Origin of the sequence: Streptomyces sp. MAR4 CNX-425 (assembly GCF_048656465.1) — a bacterium.
Taxonomy (GTDB): domain Bacteria; phylum Actinomycetota; class Actinomycetes; order Streptomycetales; family Streptomycetaceae; genus Streptomyces.
Genome location: NZ_JBMDLF010000009.1, coordinates 228963 through 245115 on the forward strand (window position 1 = coordinate 228963; position 16153 = coordinate 245115).

Genomic DNA, 16153 nt, shown 5'->3' on the forward strand with positions numbered 1-16153 from the left:
AGCCCCCGTGAGCCCCCGAAAGACTCCGCACCTCGAAGGAGAACGGCAACCATGGACGCTGTGACCCAGGTCCCCGCCCCGTACAACGAGCCGGTGCACACCTACGCCCCCGGCACCCCGGAGCGCGCGCGGCTGGAGGCCAAGCTCAAGGAGCTGGCCGAGAACCCCATGGAGCTGCCGATGACCATCGGCGGCGTGCGCCGCATGGGCGGCGGCGCGCGCGTCGACGTCGTGCAGCCGCACAAGCACAAGGCCGTCCTCGGCACGTACGGCACCGCCACCCGCGCCGACGCGCAGGACGCGATCGACGCCGCCCTGGCCGCCGCCCCCGGCTGGCGCGCGCTGTCCTTCGACGACCGGGCCGCGATCCTCCTCAAGGCCGCCGACCTGCTGGCCGGCCCCTGGCGCGAGACGATCGCCGCCTCCACCATGCTCGGCCAGTCGAAGACCGCCCAGCAGGCGGAGATCGACGCGCCCTGCGAGCTGGTCGACTTCTGGCGCTTCAACGTCCACTTCGCCCGGCAGATCATGGACGAGCAGCCGCCGGTCCAGCCGCACGGCGTGTGGAACCGGCTCGACCACCGCCCGCTGGAGGGCTTCGTCTACGCGATCACGCCCTTCAACTTCACCGCGATCGCCGGCAACCTGCCGACCGCGCCCGCCCTCATGGGCAACGTCGTCGTCTGGAAGCCCTCGCCGACCCAGACGCACGCCGCCGTGCTGCTCATGCGGCTGCTGGAGGAGGCCGGGATGCCGCCCGGCGTCATCAACCTCGTCACCGGCGACGGCAAGGACGTCTCCGAGGTTGCGCTGCCGCACCCGGACCTGGCCGGCATCCACTTCACCGGCTCCACCCGCACGTTCCAGCACCTGTGGGGCGAGGTCGGCCGGAACCTGCCCGGCTACAAGGCGTACCCGCGGATCGTCGGCGAGACCGGCGGCAAGGACTTCATCGTCGCCCACCCGACCGCGGACCCGGCGAAGCTGAAGACCGCGATCACCCGCGGCGCCTTCGAGTACCAGGGCCAGAAGTGCTCGGCCGCCTCCCGCGCGTACGTCCCGCGCTCGCTGTGGGACGGGGGCCTGAAGGACGCGCTGGTCACCGAGACCGAGGGCCTGGCCGTGGGCGACGTCACGGATCTGGGGAACTTCCTCGGCGCCGTCATCGACGACCGGGCGTTCGCCAAGAACAAGGCCGCGATCGAGCGCGCCAAGGCCGACCCGGCGTGCGAGATCGTCGCGGGCGGCACGTACGACGACTCCGTCGGGTACTTCGTCCGGCCGACCGTCATCGTCTGCTCCGACCCGGAGAACGAGGTCTTCACCGAGGAGTACTTCGGGCCGATCATCGCCGTGCACGTGTACGAGGACGGCACCTATGACGCGATGCTGGACCAGATGGAGTCCGTCGCCGCCTACGCCCTGACCGGGGCGGTCCTCGCGCAGGACCGCGCGGTCATCGCCGACGCGACCCGCAGGCTGCGCTTCGCGGCCGGCAACTTCTACGTCAACGACCGGCCCACCGGCTCGATCGTCGGCCAGCAGCCCTTCGGCGGCGCCCGCGCGTCGGGCACCAACGACAAGGCGGGCTCGAAGTTCAACCTGCTGCGCTGGTCCTCGCCGCGGGCCATCAAGGAGACGATGGACGCCCCGACGGACTACCGCTACCCCCACATGGGCTGACGCCCACCCGAACGCCGCCCCCGGTCGCCTCCCCCGTCGGCCGGGGGCGGCCCCGTGCGCGCGGGCCGCGGCTGTGGTCGTATGGAGGGCGTATGAAAAGGATGAGCGTCCTCGCCGCCGTCGTGGCGGCCGCCACCGGGTGCACCCTCGCCGCGGCCCTGGTCTCGCCCTGGTGGTGGCCGGCCGCGGGCGTGCTGCTGGCGCTCACCGCGCTCGGCGGCTGGGACCTGCTCCAGCGCCGCCACTCGGTGCTGCGGAACTACCCGCTCCTCGGCCACCTGCGCTTCCTGCTGGAGAAGGTCCGCCCGGAGCTCCAGCAGTACTTCATCGAGCGGAACTTCGACGGCCGCCCCTTCGACCGCGACGTGCGCAGCATCGTCTACGCGCGCGCCAAGGGCACCGCCGCCGAGGAGCCCTTCGGCACGGAGCGCGACGTGACGGCCCCCGGCTACCCGTTCCTGGTGCACTCCATGGCCCCGGTGCCGAAGCCCGACACCCCGCCGCGGGTCCGCGTCGGCGGCCCCGAGTGCACCAGGCCGTACGACATGGCGCTGCTGAACGTCTCCGCGATGAGCTTCGGCGCGCTGTCGTCCCACGCCATCCTCGCGCTCAACGGCGGCGCCGCGCGCGGCGGCTTCGCGCACGACACCGGCGAGGGCGGCATCTCCGAGTTCCACCTCGGGCCCGGCGGCGACCTGGTGTGGGAGATCGGCACCGGCTACTTCGGCTGCCGTACCGACGACGGCGGCTTCGACGCCCGGCAGTTCGCCGACAAGGCCGCCGACGACCGGGTCAAGTGCGTGTCGCTGAAGCTCTCCCAGGGCGCCAAGCCGGGCATCGGCGGGCTGCTGCCGGGCGCGAAGGTCGACGCCCGGATCGCCCGGGCGCGCGGCGTGCCGGAGGGCGAGACGGTGGTCTCGCCGCCGTACCACCGGGTGTTCTCCACGCCGCGGGAGCTGGTGCGGTTCGTCGCCCGGATGCGGGAGCTGGCGGGCGGCAAGCCGGCCGGGATCAAGCTGTGCGTGGGCTCGCGGGTGCAGTTCCTCGCGGTCTGCAAGGCGATGCTGGCGGAGGGCACCGCGCCCGACTTCATCCTGGTCGACGGCTCGGAGGGCGGTACGGGGGCGGCCCCGCTCGGGTTCGCCGACAACGTCGGCGCCCCGCTCACCCAGGGCCTCGCGGCCGTGCACGGCGCGCTGGTCGGCACCGGGCTGCGGGACCGCGTCCGGATCGGCGCCGCGGGCAAGGTCGCCACCGGCGCCGACATCGTCCGACGGCTCGTGGAGGGCGCGGACTACACGAACTCGGCCCGCGCGATGATGTTCGCCCTCGGCTGTCTGCAGACCCAGCGCTGCCACGCCAACACCTGCCCCGTCGGCGTCACCACGCAGGACCCGCGCCGGGTGCGGGCGCTCGACGTGGCCGACAAGACGCTGCGCGTCGAGCGGTTCCAGCGGGCCACCGTGCAGAGCGCGCTGGAGATCATGTCGGCGATGGGCGTGTCCGACCCCGCCCGGCTCCAGCCGCACCAGCTGCGCACGTACGTCGACCCCCGCGCCGACCGCCCCGGGGACCGGCCCCTCCCGCCGCCCGCGCCGGGGCAGCTGACGGCCACGCCGCCGCCGGACTGGGCCGCGGACTGGGCGGCGGCCGACCCGGACCGCTTCACCGTCTGACCGCCCCTTCCCCCCGGGGCCGCGCTACCGTCGTGACATGCGGATTCTCGCCGTTGTCTGGGACATCGACGACACGATCTTCGACCACTCGGGCGCCGAGCGGCGCGCCGCCCTGGAGTATCTGACCGCCCGCGGGCTGCTGGGCCGGTACGCCTCCCCGGACGCGGCCGCCGCGCACTGGCACGCGGTCTCCGAGGAGTACGTGGACCGCTACCTCGCCGGCGAGTTCACCTTCCTGGCCCAGCGCCGCGAGCGCGCCCGGGTGCTGGCGGGCCGGCCGCTGACCGACGCCGAGGCCGACGCCTGGATGGCCGGCTACCTGGCCGCGTACCGGCGGCACTGGCGGGTCTTCCCCGACGTCGTACCGGCGCTCGACGGCCTCACCCCGCGCCGGCGCCACGGCCTGCTGTCCAACAACAGCACCCCGCACCAGGAGGACAAGCTCCGCGCCATTGGCCTCCACGACCGCTTCGAGGCGCTGGTGTGCTCCGAGGAGCTGGGCATCGCCAAGCCCGCCCCCGGCGCCTTCCACGCCGCCTGCGCCGCGCTCGGGCTGCCGCCGGAGCGCGTCGCCTACGTCGGCGACCGGCCGGACACCGACGCGGCGGCCGCGGACGCGGCGGGGCTGACGGGGGTCTGGCTGGACCGCGGGGGCGCCGACCCCCCGCGCGCCCCCGCGGGTGTGCGCCGCATCACGTCGCCGGGGCAGCTCGGAGCGCTCCTCGGAGCCCTGGACTCCGCACAGTAACCGCAGGTCGGCGGCGGTGCCGTCTCAGATAGTAGGAAGACCGAGTATTCCGCGGGACAACGACGCTTTGACGTCCTACTTTTGTAGGAGCCGAACGCTCGCGGAACAGCGACGGTGGTCGAGGCATGGCGTCTCCCAGGCAGGTCACCCCTGCGGCGCCGCTCCCGCCCCAGCGGCGTCCCCACGTACCTCCGGCACCCCCCGAGGAGCTGCCCCATGGCTGCCACCACCACGGTCCGCCGCGCCCGCCACTCCGCCCGCACCGGGCAGAGCCAGGACTCCGCGGTCGCCCGCAAGAACGCCGCCGCCGCGCTCCAGCGCGCCTTCGACCGCCGCGACAACGGCGGCTCGACCGGCCACTGAGCCAGTGAGCCACTGAGCCACTGAGCCGCTCAGCGGCTCAGCTCGAAGTGGTCGATCCGGGTGCCGTCGTCGGCGTACGCCGCCGCCCGGAGCACGGGTGCGGGTCCCGGCCGGGACTCCACCGCGAGGAACGAGTGGCCCGTGTAGCGCACCCGGGACCACTCGACGCCCTCCGGCGCCCGCCCGCCCGACCGCGTCCAGCGGAACGTGTCCACCACGTCCCGGTCGCGGCGCCGCCCCTCGTAGCTGTCCGGCGCGCCGAAGTCGTACAGCTTGCGCCCGCCGCCGCCCGCGGTCACGTAGACCGCGCCGTGCCGCTCGGTGTCCACCGCGCCGCCGACCGGCAGCGGCCGGGTCAGCGCCCCGGCGCGCAGCGCGTCGGTGCGCTCGTAGACGTGGTTGTGGCCGTTGATCACCAGGTCGACGCGGTGGGTGTCGAACAGCGGCGTGAAGTGGTCCCGCACCCCGCCGTCCGAGGCGTGGGTGCTGGTGGAGTACGCGCAGTGGTGGAAGAAGACCACGACGAAGTCGACGCCGGGCTCCCTGCGCAGCTCCCCGAGCCGGCGGTTCAGCCAGCGCGCCTGGGCGCCGTCGCTGTAGCCGAGGTTGGCGGGGATCTCGTACGACACGTCGTTGGCGTCCAGCGCCACGACAGCCACGTTGCCGTAGACGAAGGAGTACGCGCCCGGCGTCCCGCGCCGGTCGAACCCGTTGTCCGGCAGCGTCCAGCGCGCCCGCTGGCAGCCGTAGCCGTCGGGGGAGTACCACGCCTCCATGTCGTGATTGCCCATCGCCGGCATCCACGGGATCCGGGAGGCCACCGGGTCGATCTGCCGCAGGAAGCGGTCCCACACCCGGGCGTCGTAGCGGCCGGTCGGCAGGCCGAGCCCGGAGTCCTCGGCGTAGCAGATGTCGCCGGCGTGCAGGTGGAAGGCCGGGGGGCCGCCGGGCAGGGCGGCGAGGCGCCGGGTGACCGCGCGGGCGGCGCGGCCGAGGCCCTGGTCGCCGAAGGCGGTGAAGACGAAGCGCTCCGGCCGGGCGGGTGCCGTGCGGAACTCCGCCAGGTGCGCCGCCGCCCCCGGTGAGGCGGCGGGGTCGAACTCGTCGTGGCCGAGGCCGTAGACGTACGCCGTGCCGGGCTCCAGGCCGTCGAGCGCGGCGTGCACGTAGTGCTGCTCCACGGCGGGAAGGCCGTGCAGCGCCGGGGTCTTCAGCGGCCGGATCTCGGCGTCGACGCGCTCGCCGAGGCCGTCGCGGCGGGTGCCGAAGCGCACGTACGGGCGGCGCACCGGCAGCGGGAGCTGCCAGCCGACGCGCAGCTGCGTGCGCGGGTCGGCGCCGAACGCCAGATGCCGGCCGAACGCCGCCGGCGCCCCGGTGGGCGCGGGCGTGACGCCGTCCGCCGAGGGGTCGTCCGTACGCCCCGGCCCCCCGCCGCCGTCCCCGTCCCCGCCGCCGTCGCACCCGGCGAGCAGCAGCCCGCCGGCCAGCCCGCCCGCGCCGGCGACGACGCGCCGGCGCGAGTACCGGGCGCGCAGGTACTCGTGCTGCTCGGCCATGCTCATCGTGCGGGCGAGCCGCGGGGGGATGCCGAAGCCGGGGGTGTCCATGTCCCCGAGCATTCCCCGCCGCGCCCGGCCCACCGGCCAACCGCGGCCGTCGGCGTGGTGAACGCCCCCCCACCTGTCCACATCCCGGACGGCGGTGCCGTCCCGCGAGACGTACCGCGTAGGCTCCCCCCATGTCTCGCAGCATTCGTCTCGCGTCCATTCCCGGCGACGGCATCGGCCCCGAGGTCGTGGCCCAGGGCCTGAAAGTGCTCTCCGCGGTCCTGCCGCAGGACGTGAAGCTGCAGACCGAGAGCTACGACCTGGGCGCCCGCCGCTGGCACGCCACCGGCGAGACCCTGCCGGACGCGGAGCTGGCCGCCCTGAAGGACCACGACGCGATCCTGCTCGGCGCCGTCGGCGACCCCTCGGTGCCCTCCGGCGTGCTGGAGCGCGGGCTGCTGCTGAAGCTGCGCTTCGCCTTCGACCACTACGTGAACCTGCGCCCGTCGAAGCTCTACCCCGGCACCGACACCCCGCTGGCCGGCCGCCCCGCCATCGACTTCGTCGTCGTCCGCGAGGGCACCGAGGGCCCGTACACCGGCAACGGCGGCAGCCTGCGCACCGGCACGCCGGCCGAGGTCGCCACCGAGGTCAGCGTCAACACCGCCTACGGCGTGGAGCGGGTGGTCCGGGACGCGTACGAGCGCGCCCAGGCCCGCCCGCGCCGGAAGCTGACCCTCGTGCACAAGAACAACGTGCTCGTCCACGCCGGCCGGCTGTGGAAGGACACCTTCGACCGGGTCGGCGCCGAGTACCCCGGGGTCACGACCGACTACCTGCACGTCGACGCCGCGACGATCTTCCTGACCACCCAGCCCGAGCGGTTCGACGTGATCGTCACCGACAACCTCTTCGGCGACATCCTCACCGACCTCGCCGCCGCCATCAGCGGCGGCATCGGCCTCGCCGCCTCCGGGAACATCAACCCGTCCGGCGCCTTCCCGTCGATGTTCGAACCGGTCCACGGCTCCGCGCCGGACATCGCCGGCACCGGCAAGGCCGACCCGACGGCCACGGTCCTGTCGGTCGCCCTGCTCCTGCGCCACCTCGGCCACGCCCCGCAGGCCGCCCGCGTCGAGGAGGCCGTCGAGGCCGACCTCGCCGCGCGCGGCCCGGAGGCGCGCACCACGGACGAGATCGGCGACGCGCTCGCCGCCCGAGTATCCGGCTGACCGCCGGGACCACGCCTCGTGCGGCCGGCCCGGCCGGTCAGGTTTCTTCCGTAACGGCCGGCTGACCGCTGCCCTCCGGGCGGCGGCAGTGCGACGATGACCCTTCGGGCCGCGTACCACCGCCACGCTTGCCGCTGCCCCCGCCCACGTCATAATCGAAGCGGGGCCGCGGCGCGGGGTAATGCTCGGACGTCCTAGTACCTTGGGGGTACGAGGACCTCAGTACGGGACGCGGTCCGCCACACACCGAACGGTGAAGGACACGAATCTCATGACCTCGATCGAGCTCAAGCCGTCCGCGCACCCGCTGTCCGACGCGGAGCGCGAGGCGATCCTGACCAGCCCCGGCTTCGGCAAGCACTTCACGGACCACATGGTCACGATCAGGTGGACCGAGGGCCGCGGCTGGCACGACGCGCAGCTCCAGCCGTACGCGCCGCTGACCCTCGACCCGGCGACGATGGCGCTGCACTACGGACAGTCCATCTTCGAGGGGCTGAAGGCGTACCGGCAGCCCGACGGCGGCGTCCGCACCTTCCGGCCGGACGCCAACGCGCGCCGCTTCCAGCGGTCCGCGCGCAGGCTGGCGATGCCGGAGCTGCCCGTCGAGACCTTCGTGGAGGCCATCGACGTGCTGGTGCGCCAGGACAAGGCGTGGGTGCCGGGCACCGGCGAGGAGTCGCTGTACCTGCGCCCGTTCATGTTCGCCACCGAGGTCGGCCTCGGGGTGAACTCGCCGGCGCGCGAGTACCTGTTCATGGTGCTGGCCTCGCCGGCCGGGGCGTACTTCCACGGCGGCATCAAGCCGGTCTCGGTGTGGCTCACCGAGGAGTACGTGCGCGCCGCGCCCGGCGGCACCGGCGAGGCCAAGTGCGCGGGCAACTACGCGGGCGCCATGGCCGCCACCCTCCAGGCCGTGCAGCAGGGCTGCGACCAGGTGGTGTGGCTGGACGCGGTGGAGCGCCGGTGGATCGAGGAGATGGGCGGGATGAACCTGTACTTCGTGCGGGGCGAGGGCCCCGGTGCGGAGGTGGTCACCCCCGAGCTGACCGGCACGCTGCTGCCCGGCATCACCCGCGACTCGCTGCTGACCATCGCCGCCGACCTCGGCTACCGGACCGGCGAGGTGCGGATCTCCAAGGAGGAGTGGCAGGCCGGCTGCGCGGACGGCACGATCACGGAGACCTTCGCCTGCGGCACGGCCGCCGTCATCACGCCGGTGGGGCACGCGAAGTCCGGCACGGCGGAGTGGACGGTCGCCGACGGGTCGATGGGCCCGGTCACGGCGCGGCTGCGCAAGGCGCTGGTCGACGTGCAGACCGGGCAGGCCCCGGACCCGCACGGGTGGATGCACGAGCTGGGCTGACGGGCGGCGTACGCGGCGGGGCCGCCGCCGGAGGTCCGGCGGCGGCCCCTTCCCGGCCCGTCGTGCGGTGGTGCGGTCGTGCTGCCGGTCGCGTCAGTAGACGCTCACGTCGTACGCGTCCAGCGCGTCGGTGACCGGCTGGTGGATGGCGGAGCCGTCGGTGCCGGTGCAGCCCGCGCTGCCGGAGTGGATGCCGTACGCGACGTTGCCCGAGAAGTGGGCGCCGCCGCTGTCGCCGCCGGCGGAGCAGGCGGTGGTGCGGACCATGTTGTAGACCGGGCCGGAGCTGTAGTTGACGGTCACGTTCACGGCGGTCACCTCGCCGCTGGTGAGCCCGGTGGTGGAGCCGCTCTTCTGGATGGCCTGGCCGACGACGGCGTCGGCGGCGCGGGTGATGTCCCGGCTGCCGCCGTTGTAGAGGTTCACGGTGCCGGCGGGGGTGGAGCCGTCGGTGTACCGGACGAGCCCGTAGTCGTTCGTCGGGAAGCTGGTGCCCTCGCGGGTGCCGATCTGGTCGCCGCCGTTGCTGTCCGACCAGGAGGCGCCCGCGTTGGTGCAGTGGCCGGCGGTCAGGAAGTAGCGGGCGTTGTTCTTGGTCACGTTGAACGCCGCGGAGCAGCGGTAGCCGCCGCCGAAGATCGCGTCGCCGCCGATGACCTCCTCGTGGAAGACCCCGGGGATCCGGTTCACCCGGGCCGCGCCGTCGAGGCTCTTCGCGACGCGCTTGAGCTTCGCGTACTCGGCGGCGGACACGGTGGAGTCGGCCTGCACGGCTATCTGGTTGGTGGCCGGATCGACACCCCAGGAGGTGCCGGTTATCTGCGCCCGCCGCTCGAAGGCGCCCATCGCGGAGCGCAGTTCCGCGGCGCTGTGCTCGACCAGTTCGGCCTGGGCGCCGGCCGCCCGGGCCCGCTCCGCGGCGGCCTTGTCGGTGACGGTCACGACCAGCTCGCCGGTACCGGCGTCCAGGTATGTGCCGGCGCTGTCGGCGCCCAGGGCGCGCGTGACGTCGGCGTTCAGCGCGAGCGTGGCCGCGTCGGCCGCGACGCCCTCGGCCGGGCCGTCGGCCGGCGGGGCCGCCGCGGCGGCCGTTCCGCCGAGGGCGGCGGTGCCGAGCAGGAGAAGGGCGGCGAGGCCGCCGCCCAGGCGCGCGGACATGTGGGGTCTCATGCGGTGGTTCTCCTTATGTGTGAACCGTGTGGGGGTTCGTGGGAGGTTTGCCGTACCGACTGGTCGGGGACCAAATTGGCACGCGCATGTCATCGACACAAGACCGCGTCAGGCCGACTCGGCCGTACGAAACGTGGGCAGTCTGCCCGTATCGTGAGACGGAACTCCGGCCCGGGCGGGCGGTGTGCCAGACTGCCGACGTGACCTCGTCTGCCGTCATGATTATTGGCAACAGGCGCGCCGGTCCGCGCTGACCGTCCCGCGATCCGCATACGGTGACGGCACACCGCGTCCCAGACCCGCGCGCAGACCTCTCGCGACCAGCGAGGGGTCTTTTGCATTTCCGGGACCGGAGAGCACACCCTCCCGACAGGAGCACTTCGATGAGCACAGAGCCGGAAGCCCCCGAGACCCCCGACACCCCCCACGAGGGTTTCCACGTCTTCGACACCACGCTGCGCGACGGCGCGCAGCGCGAGGGCATCAGCCTCACCGTCGCGGACAAGCTGGCCATCGCCCGGCACCTCGACGACTTCGGCGTGGGCTTCATCGAGGGCGGCTGGCCCGGCGCGGTGCCCCGGGACACGGAGTTCTTCCGCCGCGCCCGCGCGGAGCTCCCCTTCCGGCACGCGGAGCTGGTCGCCTTCGGCGCCACCCGCAAGCCGGGCGCGCGGGTCGAGGACGACCCGCAGGTGCGCGCGCTGCTGGAGTCCGAGGCGCCGGTGGTCACCCTGGTCGCCAAGGCGCACGACCGGCACGTGGAGCTGGCGCTGCGCACCACGCTCGCGGAGAACCTCGCGATGGTGCGCGACACCGTGGCCTTCCTGCGCGGGCACGGCCGCCGGGTCTTCGTCGACTGCGAGCACTTCTTCGACGGCCACCGCGCCAACGCCGCGTACGCCAAGCAGGTCGTCGCCGCCGCGCACGAGGCCGGCGCCGACGTCGTCGTGCTCTGCGACACCAACGGCGGCATGCTCCCCGGCCAGGTGCGCGAGACCGTCGCCGAGGTGCTGGCCGCGACCGGCGCCCGGCTCGGCATGCACGCGCAGGACGACTCCGGCTGCGGCGTGGCCAACACCCTGGCCGCCGTCGACGGCGGCGCCACGCACGTGCAGTGCACGGCCAACGGCTACGGCGAGCGCGTCGGCAACGCCAACCTCTTCCCGGTGGTCGCCGCGCTGGAGCTGAAGTACGGGATGCGGGTGCTGCCCCCGGGCCGGCTGGCGGAGATGACCCGGATCTCGCACGCCGTCGCCGAGCTGGTCAACATCGCGCCCGCCACCCACCAGCCGTACGTGGGCGTCTCGGCCTTCGCCCACAAGGCGGGCCTGCACGCCTCCGCCATCAAGGTCGACCCCGACCTCTACCAGCACATCGACCCCGAGCTGGTCGGCAACCGGCTGCGGATGCTCGTCTCCGACATGGCCGGCCGGGCGTCCATCGAGCTGAAGGGCAAGGACCTCGGCCTCGACCTCGGCGACGACCGCGAGCTGCTGAGCCGGGTGGTGGAGCGGGTCAAGGAGAACGAGCTGCGGGGGCTGACGTACGAGGCCGCCGACGCCTCCTTCGAACTGCTGCTCCGCGAGGAGCTTCAGCTGCGCGAGTCCGGCCGGGTCCGGCGCTACTTCCGCACCGAGTCCTGGCGGGCCATCGTCGAGGACCGGCCGGACGGCACCCACGCCAACGAGGCCACGGTGAAGCTGTGGGCGAAGGGCGAGCGGACCGTCGTCACGGCGGAGGGCAAGGGCCCGGTCCACGCGCTGGACCGGGCGCTGCGGGTGGCGCTGGAGCGGATCTACCCCCAGCTGGCGGACTTCGAGCTGGTCGACTACAAGGTGCGGATCCTGGAGGGGACCCACGGCACGGAGTCGACGACGCGCGTGCTCATCACCACCGGCGACGGCCGCGGCGAGTGGGACACCGTGGGCGTCGCGGACAACGTCATCGCGGCGTCGTGGCAGGCGCTGGACGACGCGTACGCCTACGGTCTGCTCCGGGCCGGGGTCGTGCCGCAGGAGTAGCGGCCGCCCGCGGCCCGGACCAGCTCAGCGGGCGCGCTGCCGCGGCCCGGCGGGACCGTCCTCCACGGCCGCCGTCCCGGCGGGAGCGGCGCCTGCCGCCGGCGCGGCGCCCGCCGGGCTGCCGGGCGGGGCCTGCCGGGCGGGCCGCAGCACCGCCAGCGTCACCGCCACCGCGGCGGCCACCAGCGCCGCCCCGACGCCGAACGCCAGCTGGAAGCCGCCCGTCAGCGCCGCGTCCCGGCCGTGCCCGGCCGCGCTCAGCGACTCCGTCCGCGCCGCCGCGAGCGTGGTCAGCACCGCGACGCCGAGCGCACCGCCGATCTGCTGGCCGGTGTTGAACAGCCCGGAGACCACCCCGGCGTCGTCCTCCCGCGCCCCGGACATGCCCAGCGCGGTCATCGTCGGCAGCACCAGCCCGCCGCCGCTGATCAGCAGCATCGTCGGCAGCAGGTGGGCCACGTAGCTCACCTCGGCCGGGTCCCGCGGGACGCGTACCAGCAGCGCCAGCGCGAGGGTGAGCAGCACCAGCCCGGCGAGCAGCACCGCCCGCTCGCCGAACCGCGCCACCAGCCGGGCGGAGACGAGCAGCGACGTGACGCCGATGGTGGCCGCGGCCGGCAGCATCGCGAAGCCGGTCTCGGCGGCCCCGTAGCCCAGCACCTGCTGCATGTACAGCGCGGCGACGATCTGGAAGGCGAACATCCCCGAGATCACGAGCAGCTGGACGGCGTTGGCGCCGGACACGGTGCGCGAGCGGAAGACCCGCAGCGGCAGCAGCGGCGCGGCGGCCCGGGCCTGGCGGAGTACGAAGCCGGTGAGCAGCGCGGCGGCGAGCGCGGCGGAGCCGAGGGTGCGGCCGGAGGCCCAGCCGTGGCTCTCGGTCTCGACGATGGTGTAGACGCCGAGCATCAGCCCGGAGGTGACCAGCAGCGCCCCGGCGACGTCGGCGCCCCCGGCCGGGCCGGGCCGGGGGCCGGCCGGGCCGCCCGGCAGCACGCGCAGCGCGAGCACGGCGGTGGCCAGCCCGATGGGCAGGTTGATGAAGAAGATCCAGTTCCAGCTGAGCGCGTCGGTGAGCACGCCGCCGAGCACCTGGCCCAGCGAGGCGCCGGTCGCGCCGGTGAACGCGAAGGCGCCGATGGCCTTCGCGCGCTCCTGCGGGTCGGTGAAGAGCGTAACGATCATGCCGAGCCCGACGGCGGAGGTCAGCGCCCCGCCGACGCCCTGCACGAAGCGGGCGGCGATCAGCGTCCACGGCTCGGCGGCCAGCCCGCACAGCAGCGAGGCGGCGGTGAAGAGCAGCACGCCGGCGACGAACACCCGCTTGCGGCCGAGCAGGTCGCCGAGCCGGCCGGCGAGCAGCAGCAGCCCGCCGAAGGCGATCATGTAGGCGTTGACCGTCCAGGTCAGGTCGGCCGGGGAGAACCCCAGGTCCCGCTGGACGGCGGGGAGCGCGACGGTGACGATGCTCCCGTCGAGGATGATCATCAGCGCGCCGGTGCAGAGGATCGCGAGCGCGAGCCAGCGGGACCGGTCCGGCCGTGGGTCGGTGGGGTTCATGGAGGTCTCTCCTGGTGCGGATGCGGGCAACAGGAAAGACCGTAGCAGATAGTTTCGTACGGGAGCTTCTTTTAATTTGTTTTCTTCTGCGGACCTTCTCTGGGCTACCGCCGGTTCTGCCGCGCCCGGCGGACGGGCTGGTCGGACGGGACGGGCTGGGCGAGCGGGCCGGCCGCCAGGCTCTCCAGGGCCCCGACGAGGGCGTCCCGCTGCGCGGCCGGCAGGGAGCCGAGCACCTCCCGGTGCACCCGGTCGACGACCTCCTGGCCGCGCGCCGCGATCTCCGCGCCGGCGTCGGTGACGTGGATGATGCGGGCCCGGCGGTCGGTGCTCGACGGCCGCCGCTCGGCGAACCCGGCCTTCTCCAGGCCGTCCACGGTCACGACCATCGTCGTCTTGTCCATGCGCGCCATCTCGGCGAGCTGGCCCTGGGTGTGCTCGCCCTCCAGCGCGTGCACGAGCACGCACTGCTCCCGCTGGAGGAGGCCGATCTCGCTCAGCGCGGCGGACAGCCTGGTGTTGAGCACGTGTCCGGTGTGCATGAGGTAGCCGGTGACGTCCGGTACCGTACGGGCGGGCTGACGGGCTGCGGGCGTGGTGGTCATGCCCACAGATTAACAAGAAAGTCTGCTACGGAACCTTTTTCCGTGTTGACGATCTGCTCCGCTGCGTTGTTGGGGCCCTACAGCTCGGGCCGACGTGTCGTTGGCCGGTGTGCGGCCCCGTCACCTGCCGGTAGTGCCGGTTGCTCATGATTTTCGAGCCGACGTTGTAGGGAAATGACATAAGGTTCGACGCCCTCGTACCCGTACCGTCGTTCTATGACCACAGTGGACGACGCCCCCTCCGACGCGGCAGCGGCGGTCGGTGTCACCAGGAACGCCGCCGGGAGCGCCACCGGGAACGTCGCGGGGAACGAGGCCCGGGGGCGCGCGGCCGAGCTGCGCCGCATCCGCGAGCAGGCCCACGCGGGGCCCAGTGAGCGGGCGACCGCCGCGCAGCGCGCCAAGGGCAAGCTCACCGCCCGGGAGCGGATCGACCTGCTGCTGGACGAGGGGTCGTTCAACGAGGTGGAGCCGCTGCGCCGGCACCGGGCGACGGGCTTCGGCCTGGAGGCCAAGAGGCCGTACACGGACGGCGTGATCACCGGCTGGGGGACGGTCCACGGGCGGACGGTCTTCGTCTACGCGCACGACTTCCGCATCTTCGGCGGCGCCCTCGGCGAGGCGCACGCGTACAAGATCCACAAGATCATGGACAAGGCGATCGCGGCGGGTGCGCCGCTGGTCAGCCTCAACGACGGCGCGGGCGCGCGGATCCAGGAGGGCGTCTCGGCGCTCGCCGGGTACGGCGGCATCTTCCAGCGCAACACCCGCGCCTCGGGGGTCATCCCGCAGATCTCGGTGATGATGGGCCCGTGCGCGGGCGGCGCGGCGTACTCGCCGGCGCTCACCGACTTCGTCTTCATGGTCCGCGAGACCTCGCAGATGTTCATCACCGGGCCGGACGTGGTCAAGGCGGTGACGGGCGAGGAGATCAGCCAGAACGGGCTGGGCGGCGCGGACGTGCACGCGGAGACCTCCGGGGTGTGCCACTTCGCGTACGACGACGAGGTGACGTGCCTGGAGGAGGTGCGCTACCTGCTGTCGATGCTCCCGCAGAACAACCGGGAGAACCCGCCCGCCGTCGCCGCCGAGGACCCGGCCGACCGGGTCGGCGACGCCCTGCTCGACCTGGTGCCGGCGGACGGCAACAGGCCGTACGACATGCGCAGGGTGATCGAGGAGATCGTCGACGACGGCGAGTACCTCGAAGTGCACGAGCGCTGGGCGACCAACCTGCTCTGCGTGCTGACCCGGCTCGACGGCCAGGTGGTCGGCGTGCTCGCCAACCAGCCGCAGTCGCTGGCGGGGGTGCTGGACATCGAGGCGAGCGAGAAAGGTGCCCGCTTTGTCCAGATGTGCGATGCTTTCAACATCCCGATCGTCACCCTGCTCGACGTGCCGGGGTTCCTGCCGGGCGTCGACCAGGAGCACGGCGGGATCATCCGGCACGGGGCGAAGCTGCTGTACGCGTACTGCAACGCCACCGTGCCGCGGATCTCGGTGGTGCTCCGGAAGGCGTACGGCGGCGCGTACATCGTCATGGACAGCCAGTCCATCGGCGCCGACCTGACGTACGCCTGGCCCACCAACGAGATCGCGGTGATGGGCGCCGACGGCGCGGCGAACGTCATCTTCCGCCGCGACATCGCGGCCGCGGAGGACCCCGAGGCCAAGCGCACCGAGATGGTCAAGCAGTACAAGGCCGAGCTGATGCACCCGTACTACGCCGCCGAACGCGGCCTGGTGGACGACGTCATCGACCCCGCCGACACCCGCCGGGTCCTCATCCGGTCCCTGGCGATGCTGCGTACGAAGCACGCCGACCTGCCGGCGCGCAAGCACGGCAACCCGCCGCAGTGACCACCGCGGCCCGACCCGCAGCCGACCCCGCAGAACAGCCCAGGAGCACACACGTGACCACGCCGAACGCCGAGAACCTCGTCCGGGTCGAGAAGGGCGAGGCCAGCGAGGAGGAGCTGGCCGCGCTCACCGCGGTGCTGCTCGCCCGCGCCGCCGCCGAGGGCCCGGCGGCGCACGCCCGCCACGGCGGGCACGGCGCGTCCGCGGCCCGCTGGCGCCGCCTGGAGCGCCAGCACGGCTTCCGCGCCCCGCACAGCTGGCAGCGCTGACGAAGGCGCCGCCGCCCCGCGCCACGACGAAGGCCCCGCCGCCGGCGGGG

At 73.6% G+C, this 16153-nt stretch carries 13 protein-coding genes; 9 read left to right on the plus strand and 4 right to left on the minus strand.

Features of this window, described 5'->3' with window-relative positions:
• The first annotated feature begins 51 nt into the window (after positions 1-51).
• The 4 genes from pruA to ACHZ99_RS24605 all read left to right on the plus strand — a co-directional run bounded on the left by pruA (position 52) and on the right by ACHZ99_RS24605 (position 4470).
• Positions 52-1683, plus strand: coding sequence for an L-glutamate gamma-semialdehyde dehydrogenase (gene pruA / locus ACHZ99_RS24590; protein ID WP_420306911.1), 1632 nt, complete (start codon positions 52-54; stop codon positions 1681-1683).
• Positions 1684-1775: 92 nt separating this feature from the next.
• Positions 1776-3359 (plus strand): FMN-binding glutamate synthase family protein, encoded by a 1584-nt coding sequence (locus ACHZ99_RS24595; protein WP_420306912.1) that lies wholly within the window; start codon positions 1776-1778, stop codon positions 3357-3359.
• Positions 3360-3396: 37 nt separating this feature from the next.
• Positions 3397-4107: an HAD family hydrolase gene (locus ACHZ99_RS24600; RefSeq protein ID WP_420306913.1), complete on the plus strand. Its 711-nt coding sequence runs from the start codon at positions 3397-3399 to the stop codon at positions 4105-4107.
• A gap of 216 nt (positions 4108-4323) precedes the next feature.
• A complete protein-coding gene (locus ACHZ99_RS24605; protein ID WP_420306914.1) occupies positions 4324-4470 on the plus strand; it encodes a hypothetical protein in 147 nt (48 codons plus the stop codon).
• A gap of 29 nt (positions 4471-4499) precedes the next feature.
• Here the strand turns inward: ACHZ99_RS24605 and ACHZ99_RS24610 are convergent, their stop codons facing one another.
• The gene (locus ACHZ99_RS24610) at positions 4500-6080 is read right to left on the minus strand and encodes a purple acid phosphatase family protein (RefSeq protein ID WP_420306915.1); all 1581 of its coding nucleotides are present in this window, start codon (positions 6078-6080) and stop codon (positions 4500-4502) included.
• A gap of 131 nt (positions 6081-6211) precedes the next feature.
• Between ACHZ99_RS24610 and ACHZ99_RS24615 the strand changes: the two genes are divergently transcribed.
• Both ACHZ99_RS24615 and ACHZ99_RS24620 read left to right on the plus strand, forming a co-directional pair.
• The gene (locus ACHZ99_RS24615; RefSeq protein WP_420306916.1) at positions 6212-7252 is read left to right on the plus strand and encodes a 3-isopropylmalate dehydrogenase; all 1041 of its coding nucleotides are present in this window, start codon (positions 6212-6214) and stop codon (positions 7250-7252) included.
• 271 nt (positions 7253-7523) lie between these two features.
• Positions 7524-8618: a branched-chain amino acid aminotransferase gene (locus ACHZ99_RS24620; RefSeq protein WP_420306917.1), complete on the plus strand. Its 1095-nt coding sequence runs from the start codon at positions 7524-7526 to the stop codon at positions 8616-8618.
• A gap of 93 nt (positions 8619-8711) precedes the next feature.
• Here ACHZ99_RS24620 and ACHZ99_RS24625 read toward each other — a convergent pair whose 3' ends face one another.
• Positions 8712-9788, minus strand: coding sequence for a S1 family peptidase (locus tag ACHZ99_RS24625; protein ID WP_420306918.1), 1077 nt, complete (start codon positions 9786-9788; stop codon positions 8712-8714).
• 383 nt (positions 9789-10171) lie between these two features.
• Here ACHZ99_RS24625 and cimA point away from each other — a divergent pair, with 383 nt between their 5' ends.
• Complete coding sequence (gene cimA, locus ACHZ99_RS24630) at positions 10172-11809, plus strand: citramalate synthase (protein ID WP_420306919.1); 1638 nt, start codon at positions 10172-10174, stop codon at positions 11807-11809.
• A gap of 24 nt (positions 11810-11833) precedes the next feature.
• On the opposite strand, the gene ACHZ99_RS24635 is transcribed toward cimA, so the two are convergent.
• Complete coding sequence (locus ACHZ99_RS24635) at positions 11834-13369, minus strand: MFS transporter (protein WP_420306920.1); 1536 nt, start codon at positions 13367-13369, stop codon at positions 11834-11836.
• Positions 13370-13473: 104 nt separating this feature from the next.
• Positions 13474-13974: a MarR family winged helix-turn-helix transcriptional regulator gene (locus ACHZ99_RS24640; RefSeq protein WP_420306921.1), complete on the minus strand. Its 501-nt coding sequence runs from the start codon at positions 13972-13974 to the stop codon at positions 13474-13476.
• Between the two features lie 336 nt (positions 13975-14310).
• On the opposite strand from ACHZ99_RS24640, the gene ACHZ99_RS24645 reads away from it, so the two are divergent.
• Entirely contained in the window at positions 14311-15834 is a 1524-nt protein-coding gene (locus ACHZ99_RS24645) for an acyl-CoA carboxylase subunit beta (RefSeq protein ID WP_420307007.1), read from the plus strand.
• 53 nt (positions 15835-15887) lie between these two features.
• Positions 15888-16103 carry an acyl-CoA carboxylase epsilon subunit gene (locus ACHZ99_RS24650; protein ID WP_420306922.1) on the plus strand — a complete coding sequence of 72 codons (216 nt, stop codon included), beginning with the start codon at positions 15888-15890 and terminating at the stop codon, positions 16101-16103.
• Positions 16104-16153: the final 50 nt, after the last annotated feature.